Raw genomic sequence first — 13448 nt, 5'->3', positions numbered from 1 at the left:
CCCGCCGTGTACACTATTCAACGTTGCTCGCGCCCGTGGCGGAATTGGCAGACGCGCTAGATTTAGGTTCTAGTGTCTTATGACGTGTGAGTTCAAGTCTCACCGGGCGCACAAGAAAAGCACCGCAGTACTTGCTTGAAGAACTGCGGTGCTTTTGCGGATCCTAATCTACCTCGGTGAACTTGCGGTCCCAGGAGGAGCGGACGGGGTTGGCATCGGCAAGCAGGATATCGAAGCGGTCATTGGCGATCTCGACGATTTCGCTGAGAGCAATGCGATATTCCTGCGCATCGGAATTGGCCAGGCGCCGCACGCCGGCATCGATGACGCGCTCCACCGTGTCATTGGTATCGAGGTACGCGACAAAGGGCATTCCAAAGCGCTCGCGGTAGGCGGCAGATAGCTCGGTAATGCGCTCGGTTTGCACGTCGTCAAGCTCGCTGAGTCCCAGCGAGCCGCGGTCGGCGGAAATATTCGCCGCCTCATCGGCAGAGGCCAAAAGCAGCTCGTCCATCGCGGGGTAGTCGTGGATGAGCGCATCGCGGCGTTCAGCATCCGCGGTCAGCACGGCAACCTGGATGGCGGCGCGCAGCTCGTTGACATCGCTAAACGGCCGGGACTGCCAGGCCAGATCCAGCGGCCAGGTCTCATTATTAAAGAGCGGGCGCAGCGCGGCGGTAAACTCCTCGCGCGAGGCCTCGTTCAGCTCGTTGAGGCTCACGCCCTTGCCATCGGCGCGCGAGACCTGTGCGCTCGCGCTGCCGGTGTGGAAGAACAACAAGTTGAGCAGGATGGCGGTAATCGCGCCGATGGACATGCCAGAAGAAACGAAGGTCTGCGCCCACTCAGGGAAGGCAGTGGCAACCTCCGGCTTGAAGGTCACCAGCATGGCCAGGCCCAGCGCGGAGGTGACGATGACGGAGTTGCGGCCATCGCTGAGATCCGACTTTGCAATGGTCTGCAGGCCCACCCACGCCACGTTGGCAAAAAGCGCGAGCGATGCGCCGCCGAGCACCGGCGACGGAATCGCGGCAACCACCGCGCCGGCCTTCGGCAACAGGCCCAGCACGATCATGAACCCCGCGGCTGCTACGGCCACCCAGCGCGATTTCACGTTGGTCAGGCGCACCAAGCCGACGTTTTGCGCAAAGCAGGTATAGGGGAAGGAATTCATCACGCCGCCTACCAGGGTGGAGACACCATCGGCGCGGATGGCGCGCACCACGTCATCGCGGCGGATGCGCTTTTTGACGATTTCACCGGTGGCAAACACATCGCCGGTCGTTTCCACCATCGTGATGATCATGACGATAATCAGCGAGAAGATCGCCACGAGGTCAAATTGCGGCATGCCGAAATAAAACGGCGTCGTAATGCCGAGGGCGGGGGAGGAGGAGACTTCGCTAAAGGAGGCATCGCCAAGCGCGAGCGCCACGCCCGTGCCCAGGACCAAGCCGATGAGCACCGCCAACGTGCCCACGAAGCCGGAGGAAAAACGCTGCACCATAATGATGACCGCCAGCGTGCCAAAGCCATAGAGCAAATCGCGCGTGGCCGGCACGCCCTCGGCATAATTGACAAAGTCATTGGCCGATACCGCCAGCAGTGAGGTACCCATCACCAGCAGCACCGAACCGGTAACCACCGGCGGGAAGAAGCGCAGCACCTTGCCAAAGACCGGCGCGGCGAAGAAGGTAAAAAGGCCCGCGACGATGATGGCGCCGTAAATCGTGGGCAGCGATGCCACCCCGCCCTCGCCGTCGGTGGCGCCCAGGCCAATCGCGATGATGGGCGATACCGCCGTCGTGGTCACGCCCTGCACGATGGGCAGGCGCACGCCAATATGCTTGCCGATGCCCACCGACTGAATGATCGTCGCAATGCCGCAGGTTAAAAGGTCGGCATTGATGAGGTGGATGGTCGTTTCCGCGTCCAGGTTCAACGAGCTGGCGATGAGCAGCGGGACGATGACCGCCCCGGCATAAAACGCGAGGACGTGCTGCAGCCCAAGGGCGGCGAGTTTCGGCGCGGGGGGAACGATGTCTACGGGGTGCTTGGGCTGGGACGCCACGAAGTCCTCCTTGTTACGGAAGCGAAGCTGACCGCCTTAACAGTAGAGGTACACGCAGGTCGGCGCCAAAGTGTACGTGAGCAAAGCCACGATCGGGGCTAGATTGCCCCCGAACAAAAACGTACGGGAGGTTTATATAAATCGGGCTACCAGCAAAGTATGATGACCGGTTTATAACTGGTGCTCACGGCGATGTTTATGGTTGTTAATTTCGCGAATCGAGCCGACAATGGAGAGGTGACGGGGCTTGATGCTGCGGGAAGAAAAAGGCGGCATGTGCCCCGGGAAATTTGACCCAGAAGAAGGGAATTATGACTACCGCAACTAAGCCCCAGCAGTATCAAGGGTGGGAAGGTTTTGCGCCCGGCCCTTGGACCGAGGGCATCAACGTCCGCGATTTCATCCAGCGCAATTACACGCCTTACGATGGCGACTCCAGCTTCCTTGCTGGCCCCACCGATAAGACGCTGCGCGTGTGGGACACCCTGGAAAAGGACTACCTGTCGGTCGAGCGCGAAAAGCGCATTTACGATGTCGATACGCACACCCCGACCGATATCGATGCCTTCCCGGCCGGCTACATCTCAGAAGACGATGACGTCATCGTCGGCCTACAAACCGATACGCCGCTTAAGCGCGCCATGATGCCGTTCGGCGGCTGGCGCATGGTCAAGCAGGCCATCGGCGAGGCGGGCAAAGAGGTAGACCCCGAGGTGGAGAAGATCTTCACCCGCTACCGCAAGACCCACAACGATGCGGTCTTCGATATCTACACCCCGCGCATCCGCGCCGCCCGTTCATCACACATCATCACCGGCCTGCCCGATGCCTATGGCCGCGGCCGCATCATCGGCGACTACCGCCGCGTGGCACTGTACGGCGTGGACTTTCTCATCCAAGAAAAGATTGAGGCCCGCGATGCCATTGCCGATGCCGGCTTTTCCGAGCACTGGGCCCGCTACCGCGAGGAGCACTCCGAGCAGATCAAGGCCCTGAAGAAGCTCAAGGCGATGGCCGAGTCCTACGGCTTCGATATCTCCGAGCCGGCGCGCACCGCCCACGAGGCCGTGCAGTGGACCTACTTTGGCTACCTCGCCTCCATCAAGTCCCAGGACGGCGCCGCCATGTCCATCGGCCGCCTGTCCGCGTTCTTCGACTGCTACTTCGAGCGCGACTTGGCCGCTGGCATCATCACCGAGGAGCAGGCACAGGAAATCATCGACGCGCTCGTGCTGAAGCTGCGCATCGTCCGCTTCCTGCGCACCATCGACTATGACCAGATTTTCTCCGGCGACCCGTACTGGGCCACCTGGTCCGATGCCGGCTTCGGCAGCGACGGCCGCCACATGGTCACCAAGACTTCCTTCCGCCTCCTGCAGACCCTGATCAACCTGGGGCCATCACCGGAGCCGAATATCACCATTTTCTGGGATCCGGAGCTGCCCGCAGGCTACAAGGAATTCTGCGCACACATCTCCATTGAAACCTCCTCCATCCAGTACGAGTCTGATCGCCAGATTCGCGATGAGTGGGGCGATGACGCGGCGATTGCCTGCTGCGTGTCCCCGATGGAAGTGGGCAAGCAGATGCAGTTCTTCGGCGCCCGCGTCAATGCCGCCAAGGCCCTGCTCTATGCCATGAACGGCGGCCGGGATGAGGTCTCCGGCAAGCAAATCGTTGAAGGCTACGAGCCGATTCAAGGCGATGGCCCGTTGGACTTCGACGAGGTCTGGCAAAAGTACGAGGAGATGCTGGACTGGGTGGTTGGCACCTACGTCGAGGCGCTAAACATCATCCACTACTCGCACGATAAGTACGCCTACGAGGCCGTGGAAATGGCGCTGCATGATTCCAATATCATCCGCTCCATGGGCTGCGGCATCGCGGGACTTTCCATCGTCGCCGATTCGCTATCCGCCATCAAGTACGCCAAGGTCACCCCGGTCCGGGATGAGACCGGCCTGATTACGGATTACATCACCGAAGGCGAATTCCCGTTCTACGGCAACGACGATGACCGCGCCGATGACATCGCCGCCACCATCGTGCACACCGTGATGGAAAAGATTAAGGCCATCCCGATGTACCGCAACGCCATCCCCACCCAGTCCGTGCTGACCATTACCTCCAACGTGGTCTACGGCAAGGCAACAGGCTCCTTCCCGTCGGGCCACAAGGCCGGCACCCCCTTCTCCCCGGGTGCTAACCCCGAAAACGGCGCGGATAACCACGGCATGGTCGCCTCCATGCTGTCGGTGGGCAAGCTGGATTACAAGGATGCTCTGGACGGCATCTCGCTGACCAATACCATCACCCCGTCCGGATTGGGCCGCACCCCAGAAGAGCGCATCACCAACCTGGTGGGCGTGCTGGATGCCGGCTTCATCATGGAACAATAAGAATCACGACAAGGAGAACCATCATGGCAACCCCAACCTATGCAGAACGCCTTTCAGACATGAAGGCCAGCCGCGACGAGCACAAGATGAACTCTGGCCTGTACCACGCCAACATCAACGTGCTGGACAAGTCCACGCTGGAAGATGCCGTCGAGCACCCAGAGAAGTACCCGAACCTCACCGTTCGCGTCTCTGGCTACGCGGTCAACTTTGTCAAGCTCACCAAGGAGCAGCAGCTTGACGTCATTTCCCGCACCTTCCACCAGGGTTCATAATCATGGCTGATGGCATTACTGGTGTGGTCACCCTGTCGCCGGAATCCGGCGAGCGCGTTCGCGGTGTTGCCGCGGGCCTGGGGACCGACCACGAACTCGATGAGATTACCCGCCCCGAGCTCATGGAGGCGCGCCGCACCGGCGATATCGCCCTCGTGCACTCTTGGGAGCTGGTAACCGCCGTCGACGGCCCGGGCACCCGTATGACCATGTTCATGTCCGGCTGCCCCCTGCGCTGCCAGTATTGCCATAACCCGGACACCATGGAGATGAAGACCGGCACCTTGGAGCGTGTCGACGATGTGGTCAAACGCATCAAGCGCTATAAGCCCATCTTCCAAGCCTCCGGTGGCGGCCTGACCATCTCCGGTGGTGAGCCCCTCTTCCAGATTGCCTTTACTCGGCGCGTCCTCAAGGAAGTCCACGACGCCGGCATCCACACCACCATCGATACCTCTGGGTTCTTGGGCTCGCGCCTGCGCGATGAGGATCTAGACAATATCGATCTGGTGCTGCTGGACGTGAAGTCGGGCGACGAGGAAACCTATCAGCGCGTAACGAGGCGCCAGCTGCAGCCCACGCTCGATTTTGGTGACCGCCTCAACGCGATAGGCAAGCCGGTGTGGATTCGCTTCGTCGTCGTGCCGGGCCTGACGGATTCGGCCGAGAACGTCGAAAACGTCGCCTCCATCGTGGCGCGGTGGAAGTCCAATGTGGAGCGCGTCGAGGTCTTGCCCTTCCACAATATGGGCAAGGACAAGTGGGAGGGGCTCGATATGACCTACCACTTGGCAGATACCAAGCCGCCGAAACCGGAGGACGTGGAAAAAGTCCGCGACGTTTTCCGCGCAAAGGGCCTGGAGGTCTACTAACCTGGGTGGGCATGACTCACTACCGCCGCTTCGGCCACGATATTATTGAACACACCCTGGAAGTCCCGTGGGATTATGACAATCCGCGCGGGACTTTTGCTCTCTATGCCCGTGAAATCATCCCGCCAGGAGGCGAGGACCTGCCGGCGCTTTTGTACCTGCAGGGCGGCCCTGGGTTTCCGGCGCCGCGGCCGGTCAAGCCGACGGGGCTTATCGGCAAGGCGCTCGAGCGCTATCGCGTCATCCTCCTCGACCAGCGCGGCACGGGGCGTTCGCACCGCATCGATAGGCTGAGCCCCGCAGAAGAGCGCAGCGCCGAACACCTGGCCTTGCTGCGCCAAGACAATATCGTGCGCGATGCCGAGCGCCTGCGCGAGCACCTGGGGCTGGAGACTTGGTCCCTGTTCGGCCAGTCCTTCGGCGGCTTTTGCATCACCGCGTACCTGTCCCAAGCACCAGAGTCGGTCAAGCACGCGTTTTTCACCGGCGGCATCCCCACGCTGCAGGGCGCAGATCACCTCTACCGCGCGACCTTTAGCAAGCTCAAGGCCCGCCAGGAGCGCTTCTACCGCGAATTCCCCTGGGTGCAGCGCCGCATCGAGGAAATCATCGACCACCTCGATAATTCCGACGAGCGCCTGCACACCGGCGAGCGGCTGTCCTCGCTGCGCTTTCGCACCATTGGCACCGATTTGGGGCGGGGCACCGGCTTCGACGGCCTGGCCTACCTCCTGGAAGAGCCCTTCCGCACCGTGCGGGGAGAGAAGGTGCTGCGGGATGATTTCCTGTGGGGCATCGGCGAGCGCGTGAGCTTTGCGGAGGCCCCGCTTTATGCGGCGATCCACGAGTCCATTTATGCCGGCAGCGGCGGGCAGGCGGCGACGCAGTGGTCGGCACACCGCGTGCGCGAGGAGTTCCCGGAGTTTGCCGAGTCCGGCACCTGGCTGACCGGCGAGCATATTTTCCCGTGGCAGTTCGACGAGGACCCGGCGCTGCAAGCATTCAAGGAGGGTGCGCACGGCTTGGCGGAGCGGGAATTTACTGCGCCTTATGCGCTTGCCGATGCCCCCACCACCGCCGCCGCCATCTACCTCGACGATATCTTCGTTCCCCTGGAAGAATCCCTGGCCACCGCCGCGCACTTGGGCGATCTGCGGCCGTGGGTGACGAATGAGTACCAGCACAATGGCATCGGCGAGAACGGCGCGGAGGTGATGGGCAAGCTCTTTGCGCTTATCGATGACCACTAGCGAACGCTTTCTGCCTGTGCGAAAATTAATTTCACACACGTAGTTAGGGAGAGGAAATGTTGAGCTTAATCATCATCGGCGTCATCATCTTGCTGATTCTCGCCACCGTATTCGATGGGTACTACATCGTGCGTACCCGCGAGGCGGCCATCTTGGAACGGTTGGGTAAATTCCAGACGGTCGCCCACGCGGGCTTGCACTTCAAGATGCCCTGGATCGACCGCGTGCGCGATAAGATTTCGCTGCAGGTGCGCCAGCTGGACGTGATGGTAGAAACCAAGACGAAGGATAATGTCTTCGTCCAAATTCCGGTCGCGGTGCAGTACGAGGTCGTAGAGGGCCGCGAGCGCGAGGCCTTTTATATGCTGTCCAACCACGAGCAGCAGATCGTGGCCTATGTGCAAGATAATGTGCGCTCGTCGGTGGCGAATATGGGCTTGGATGAGTCCTTTTCCTCCAAGGACACCATCGCGCAGAACGTGGCGGCCTCGCTGCGGGATAATATGGCCGAATACGGCTGGAACTTCGTCAATACGCTGGTAACCGATATCCGCCCGGATTCCCGCGTGCGTGAATCCATGAACTCCATTAACGCGGCGCAGCGCGAGCGCGAGGCGGCCATCGCCCAGGCGGAGGCGGAAAAGATTCGCGTGGTCAAAGAAGCCGAGGGCGCTGCGGAGGCGAAGAAGCTGCAGGGTAGGGGCGTTGCTGAGCAGCGCAAGGAGATTGTAGAGGGCATCGCCCAGCAATACGAGCTACTGCGCGATGCCGGGGTCCAGGAATCCCCCGAGGTCCTCATGCTGGTATCGCAGTACCTCGATGCGATGGTCGATGTCTCGAATAACGGCCAAGCCTCCGTGCTTTACATGCCATCCAACCCGCAGGGCATGGGCGACCTGTTCAGCGGCATGCGCGACGTGCTCATGGCGGACCGCGCGCTCGACGAGTCCGCCGGGCGATAGGAGCCTACCTGCGCCGCAGGAGTAGCACCAGCCCCAGGATGACGGGGACGCCGCCCATGATGATGAGGTAGGTCGTTTCGGCGGATGCCGAGGTGGGATCGTACAGCTGCGACATCGAACCGGCCAGCGAGGTGCCGATGGCCATGGTGAGGAAGTACAGCGCGGAAAAGCGGGTGGCATAGGCCCGCGGCGCGTGGGCGGCGGATGCGGCCATGCCCACTGGGCCGATGAAGAGCTCGCCGAGAGACATCAAAAAGATGGTGCCCGCTAGCACGAGGAACGGCGTGGAATTTTCCCCGCCGCCGACAAAGGGCAGCAGGAGGAACATGCCTGCACCGGCGAAGATGATGCCGCAGCCCATGAGCGCGCGCCGCGAGTTGGCCCAGCGCGTCATGCCCGCGGCCAAGGGCAGCGAGAGTAACAGGATGAATAGCGGGTTGAGTGATTGCGTCCACGCCGGCGGGATTTCGAATCCGCCGATGGTTCGGTTGAGGCGCTGATCCGAATAGACCGCGAGCACGCCGTATATTTGCGGCTGCAGAGTCCAGTAGGCCGTCGAGCAGGCGAAGAGCGGAATGAAATCCAGGATGCGGCGCCGCTCATCCGCGGTGACCTGCGGGGATCGCAGCATGCTGGCAAAAAGCCCGGCCGCGGCCGCCACCGTGGCGATAAGAAGCAGCACCGTCAGCGTCCCCGGGGAGACGGTGATGACGAGCAGCACGCCGGCCAGGAGCGCGGCCAGCGCGACCAGCCCCGCCTTGCCTGGGGCCTGGGTAGGGTGAGGCGGGCGCGATGGCACATCTATCTTTTTCCGCAGCGCGCCGTAGGTGGCGCATCCGCAGCACATGAGCACCGCTGCGGCGAAGAATCCGGCGTGGTAGCCGTATTCCTCCGCCAGCCACCCAGTGAGCATGGGGCCAAAGAGCGCGCCGACATTGATGCCGAGGTAGAAAATCTGGAAGGCCCCGTCGCGCGCGCCGGCCTCGGCGGGAAAAGCGGCGCCCAGAATCGTAATCGCGGCGGTCTTGAGCAGCCCCGAGCCAAGCGCGAGCGGCAAGAGCCCGATGATGAGCCCAGCGGTGCCGGGGATAAGCGAAAGGGCAAAGTGTCCGCACACCAACAGCCCAGCGCCGGTAAGCAAGGTGCGCTCGGCGCCCAAGAGGCGGTCGCTGACCCAGCCGCCCACAAACGTGAAAAGATAGAGCAGGCTGCCGTACGCGCCGACGAGCGCGGTGGCCTGCGTTTGCTCCATGCCGAGCCCGCCGGAGGTGGAGTAGAGGTAGTACGCGAGGATGGCTTGCATGCCATAAAAGCTGAAGCGCTCCCACATCTCGATGCCCGCAACCGCCGGCAAAACCACGGGTACGCGGCGAATTGAACGCCGTTCAAGAACTTTCATAAAAAGGACTATAGCGGCCGAGAGTGTGTGCTAGATCTAATTTGGTGGATATTTCTACTAACGACATAGCGACAATCGATGCCCACCACATCTGGCACCCCTACGCCGAGCCCGGCGCGCCCACGCGCGTCGTGGAGTCGGCCGCAGGCGTCTACCTCACGCTTGCCGATGGCCCCCAGCTCATCGACGCCATGTCCTCCTGGTGGGCCGCCGCCCACGGCCACAGCCACTCGCGGCTTACCGCGGCCGCCAAGGAGCAGATCGACCGCATGAGCCACGTGATGTTTGGCGGGCTCACGCACGAGCCGGCGGCGCGGCTGACGGCCAATCTCATGGAGCTTACGCGCCACGACTTCGCGCAGGTCTTTTACGCGGACTCGGGATCGGTCTCGGTGGAGGTCGCCATCAAGATGGCCCTGCAATACCAGCAGGGGATTGGCCACTCGGAGCGCACCAAGATGCTGACCTGGCGCTCGGGCTATCACGGCGATACCTTCGCCGCGATGAGCGTGTGCGATCCCGATGGTGGCATGCACTCGATGTGGACCGGCACCCTGGCACAGCAGATTTTCGCCCCGGCACCGCCCACGCGCGGAGCGAGCGAGAAGGCGCGCGAGGACTACCTGCGCGAACTGGAGGGCTGCATTACCGACGAGGTCGCGGCCCTTATCATCGAGCCCGTCGTCCAAGGCGCCGGCGGCATGCGCTTCCACGACCACGAGTTGGTGCGCGGGGCGCGCGAAATCTGCGACCGCCATGGAATCCTGCTGATCGCGGATGAAATCGCCACGGGGTTTGGGCGCACCGGGGACCTCTTTACCACCCAGGCGGCGGGAGTGGTGCCGGATATCATGTGCGTGGGTAAGGCGATGACCGGTGGTTTCATGACGATGGCCGCCACGCTGGCCACCGCCCGGGTTGCCGAGGGAATGCACCCACGCGCGCTTATGCACGGCCCGACCTTTATGGCCAATCCGCTGGCTTGCGCGGTATCTGCCGAGGCAACCTCCATGATCCTGGAGGGAACGTGGCGGGGGCAGGTTGCGGGCATCGAGAAGCAGCTGCGCGCCGGGCTTTCCGGGCTAGAGGACGAGCCGGGCGTGGCGGACGTGCGCGTCCTGGGCGCTATCGGCGTGGTGGAGATGGAGCGCGACGTCGATATGTCAGGCGCCACGGATGCGGCGGTGGACCAGGGAGTGTGGCTGCGCCCGTTTGGCCGCCTTATCTACACCATGCCGCCGTTTATTAGCACCGAGGACGAGGTCGCGCAGATTTGCCGCGGAGTGCGCGCTGCGGTGGCAGGAGGAAAGCGATGATTATCTTTGTCACCGGCACCAATACCGACGTGGGAAAGACGGTGGTCACGGCGGCGCTCGCCAGCGCCTTTGCCCAGAGCGGGCGCGAGGTCGTCTATGCCAAGCCCCTGCAGACCGGCGAGCCGGACAATAGCGGTGACGCGGCGACGGTGCGGGCCCTGGCCGGGGTCGAGGTTATGGAGATGGCGCGCTTTCCCGAACCGCTAGCACCGAACCTCTCGGCGCGCCGGGCGGGCATGACTCCGCCGAGCAAAGAGGAGCTCCGGGACTGGGTGGCGGGGCTGGATGCACCAGGCCGTGTGGTGCTGGTGGAAGGCGCCGGCGGTCTGCTGGTGCGTTTGGCAGACGACTACACGCTTGCCGATGTCGCCACCAACCTCCTCATCGTCACCTCCCTCGGCCTCGGCAGCCTCAACGCCGCCGAGCTCACCGTCCGCGAGGCGCAGCGGCGCGGGATTAACGTGATGGGGCTTATCGGCGGCAGTTTGCCCGCGAGGCCGGATCTGGCGACGCGGCTGAACGTGGACGAGCTGCCGGCGGTCACGGGCTGCCGGTTGTGGGGCAGAGTGCCAGAGGGGGCCGGAGCGCTGGGCCGGGAAGACTTCGCCCGGATGGCCAGAGAGCTCTTTCCCGGTGATGTGTGCGCGCAGTTGCTTGCGCACGCCGAGTAGCGCTACCTCGGTGAGGCAGCGCTAGCGGACCCAGCGGACCTTGCCGTTTACCCGGGCAAGGCGGCCGCGCAGGGGAGGGGCATTGGGATCGTCTTGGTTCACCCCGTTGTGGTATGGGCAACACACCGTGAGGTTATCCGCGTTGGTCATCCCGCCGTGCTTCCACGCCTGCAGGTGATGGATCTGAGACTTATCCGCCGGGTGATTGCACGGCGGCCACGGGCAGGTGGGGTTTTCAGCGGCGGCCATCAGCCGCTGCTTTTCCGAGGCAAACCGCGAGGTCCGATACAGGTTGACCGGGCCCTTTACCGGGTGGATTAGCGTGGCTAGCCCGTGCTCACTGAAGGTGCGCTCGACGAGCTGCGCGCCGGTGATGGTCGAGCCGTTGGTCAGCCGAAGCGTGACCTCGTCGCCATCGCCTTCCAGTATTTGATCCAGCGCGTTGAGCGGGATAATCACGTTCGTCGTGGTCTGCACCGTGGCAGCGCCCTCGCCGCGGAGGAGTTCGCGGAAGGATGCCAGTGGGTTTTCGGGGTCGAGGGCGGAATCGAGATCCGCGAGGAAGGACGAGGGCGCGGTAATGCGCATCGTCCACGGGCCTTCCGGGCGGCGCAGGAGTTGCACGCCCTCGCGCGGCGGCCGGCGGCGAGGGCGCCATTCGCGCAGGCGCTTTTTAGCAAGCCGGGCAATCTCGGAGGCTGGTCCGTGTTGCCGGCACAGCTCTACGCGCAGGTTCCACGCGGCGCGCTTGGTGGCCGCGCGGGTGGCGTATTTCTCGATGAGTTTCAGCGTCACCAAATCGTGGTGGCGCGCGCCTGCGGCGGCAAGGCGCTGCTTGCGGCTAAAGGAAGTGGTGCCGAAATAAACCTCCGCCAGGCAGAGCAGCTCGCGGGCCTCGACATTCGGTAGGCCGAGCTCAACGAGGGCGCTTTCAGGCATACCGTGGGCCTCGGCGAGGATATCCATCGCCGAGGAAATCTGGGTGGCATAGGCCTGCAGTGCGTTCATGCCTGCAAATCTAGGCGCGCGCTACCGCGGCGCCAATCGCGCCCAGCGCCGGCCTGTGGATAACTTGTATAAACGTCTACAAACTTATCCCGCGGCAACCGCGAAGAGATACGAAATCAGCATGCGCTTTAGCTCCATGACCACGGAATCGAACTTGTCTGGATCGCCCGAAATGGCGTAATTGAGCAGCGAGACTACGGTGTGGATAAGGAAGCGCGCCAGCTCAATGCGTTGCGCATCGCTGTGCTCGGTGGCCAGCGGGCGAAGGATCTCGGCGAGCGGCTCCAAGAGCTGCAGCTCGGTATCGGCGGCCGTGGCCCGCGTCGCTGGGGTGGACTGGATGGCGTGCCAAACGGCGCGCCGGGAAGGATCCTCGCGCCACATCCGCGCCAAGTGGTCGATGAATTCATCCAAAACATCCGGCCACTGCGGGGCCGGCACGAGGCGCGAAAAGCACTCGATTTCGGCCAGGCTGGTGGCGGTATCTTGCCGGTCGAGCTCGCAGATGAGCACGTATTTATTGGCAAAGAACTGATACAGCGTGCCGATGGGGACCCCAGCGCGGTGGGCGACTTCATCGAAGGTGAAGGATTCGAAGCCGACATCGACAAGCACGGCGCGCGCCGCCAGCACAATGCGCTCAAAGCGCTCCCGGCTGCGCGCCTGCGCTGGCCGACGCCGCGGGACGAGGATCTCCTCCACCGGCTTACTCGAGGCCCTTCATCACGCGCGCGACGTGCCCGGTGGCCTTCACGTTGTAGTGGGTTTGGCCGATGGTGCCATCCGGCTCCACGAGGAAGGTGGAACGGATAACGCCCTGGACCACCTTGCCGTAGTTCTTCTTCTCCCCGAAGGCGCCATACGCGGTCATGACGGACTTATCTGGATCAGAAAGCAGCGGGAAGTTGAGATCGTGGTCATCGCGGAACTTCGCCAGCGCCTCGGGCTTATCGGGGGAGATGCCTACCACCGCGATATTGAGGTCATTGAGTTCCGCTAAGGAATCGCGAAAATCGCAGGCCTCCTTGGTGCAGCCTGGGGTATTAGCGCGCGGGTAGAAGTACACCAGTACGCGCTGGCCTGCGTAATCGGAAAGGGACACGGTGTTGCCGGTGGCATCGGCAAGCGCAAAAGCGGGGGCAGTATCTCCTACGTTCAAACGAGTTTCAGTCATGGACCCCACTTTACGTGCTCCCCGGCCTGCGCGGGGGAGGCCCTGCACGGT

At 62.9% G+C, this 13448-nt stretch carries 12 protein-coding genes and 1 tRNA gene; 8 read left to right on the top strand and 5 right to left on the bottom strand.

The features are described 5' to 3' along the window. Positions 1–29 precede the first annotated feature (29 nt). Positions 30–111, top strand: a tRNA-Leu gene (locus ACP8IT_RS09555). Positions 112–163: 52 nt separating this feature from the next. Here ACP8IT_RS09555 and ACP8IT_RS09550 read toward each other — a convergent pair. Continuing rightward, positions 164–2071: a solute carrier family 23 protein gene (locus ACP8IT_RS09550; RefSeq protein ID WP_126319689.1), complete on the bottom strand. Its 1908-nt coding sequence runs from the start codon at positions 2069–2071 to the stop codon at positions 164–166. 311 nt (positions 2072–2382) lie between these two features. Here ACP8IT_RS09550 and pflB point away from each other — a divergent pair, with 311 nt between their 5' ends. Genes pflB through ACP8IT_RS09525 form a run of 5 tightly spaced genes read left to right on the top strand, consistent with a single transcriptional unit; the run spans position 2383 to position 7829 of the window. Continuing rightward, entirely contained in the window at positions 2383–4470 is a 2088-nt protein-coding gene (pflB, locus tag ACP8IT_RS09545) for a formate C-acetyltransferase (protein WP_005277782.1), read from the top strand. 23 nt (positions 4471–4493) lie between these two features. Next, positions 4494–4745 carry an autonomous glycyl radical cofactor GrcA2 gene (grcA2, locus tag ACP8IT_RS09540; protein ID WP_005284503.1) on the top strand — a complete coding sequence of 84 codons (252 nt, stop codon included), beginning with the start codon at positions 4494–4496 and terminating at the stop codon, positions 4743–4745. A gap of 2 nt (positions 4746–4747) precedes the next feature. Then, positions 4748–5617, top strand: coding sequence for a pyruvate formate-lyase-activating protein (gene pflA, locus ACP8IT_RS09535; protein ID WP_005277788.1), 870 nt, complete (start codon positions 4748–4750; stop codon positions 5615–5617). Positions 5618–5628: 11 nt separating this feature from the next. Next, entirely contained in the window at positions 5629–6867 is a 1239-nt protein-coding gene (locus ACP8IT_RS09530) for an alpha/beta fold hydrolase (protein ID WP_284629110.1), read from the top strand. Between the two features lie 56 nt (positions 6868–6923). Next, positions 6924–7829: an SPFH domain-containing protein gene (locus ACP8IT_RS09525; RefSeq protein WP_490289977.1), complete on the top strand. Its 906-nt coding sequence runs from the start codon at positions 6924–6926 to the stop codon at positions 7827–7829. 4 nt (positions 7830–7833) lie between these two features. On the opposite strand, the gene ACP8IT_RS09520 is transcribed toward ACP8IT_RS09525, so the two are convergent. Further along, positions 7834–9228, bottom strand: a complete 1395-nt coding sequence (locus ACP8IT_RS09520; protein ID WP_490289976.1) for a peptide MFS transporter — start codon at positions 9226–9228, stop codon at positions 7834–7836. A gap of 41 nt (positions 9229–9269) precedes the next feature. On the opposite strand from ACP8IT_RS09520, the gene ACP8IT_RS09515 reads away from it, so the two are divergent. Next, a complete protein-coding gene (locus ACP8IT_RS09515; RefSeq protein WP_490290604.1) occupies positions 9270–10544 on the top strand; it encodes an adenosylmethionine--8-amino-7-oxononanoate transaminase in 1275 nt (424 codons plus the stop codon). Then, the gene (gene bioD, locus ACP8IT_RS09510; protein ID WP_490289975.1) at positions 10541–11215 is read left to right on the top strand and encodes a dethiobiotin synthase; all 675 of its coding nucleotides are present in this window, start codon (positions 10541–10543) and stop codon (positions 11213–11215) included. The genes ACP8IT_RS09515 and bioD overlap by 4 nt, the downstream gene beginning before the upstream one ends. A gap of 21 nt (positions 11216–11236) precedes the next feature. Here the strand turns inward: bioD and ACP8IT_RS09505 are convergent, their stop codons facing one another. From ACP8IT_RS09505 to bcp, 3 genes are all read right to left on the bottom strand, one after another. Then, positions 11237–12223 (bottom strand): HNH endonuclease signature motif containing protein, encoded by a 987-nt coding sequence (locus ACP8IT_RS09505; RefSeq protein WP_490289974.1) that lies wholly within the window; start codon positions 12221–12223, stop codon positions 11237–11239. An 84-nt stretch (positions 12224–12307) separates the two neighbouring features. Further along, complete coding sequence (locus ACP8IT_RS09500) at positions 12308–12925, bottom strand: TetR/AcrR family transcriptional regulator (RefSeq protein WP_005284492.1); 618 nt, start codon at positions 12923–12925, stop codon at positions 12308–12310. Positions 12926–12929: 4 nt separating this feature from the next. Continuing rightward, positions 12930–13397: a thioredoxin-dependent thiol peroxidase gene (gene bcp / locus ACP8IT_RS09495; protein ID WP_023023676.1), complete on the bottom strand. Its 468-nt coding sequence runs from the start codon at positions 13395–13397 to the stop codon at positions 12930–12932. Between the last annotated feature and the right edge of the window lie 51 nt (positions 13398–13448).

The organism is Corynebacterium sp. LaCa_23 (assembly GCF_058182375.1).
The sequence above is the reverse complement of the archived record's forward strand: the minus strand, read 5'-3'. Positions and strand labels throughout refer to the sequence as shown.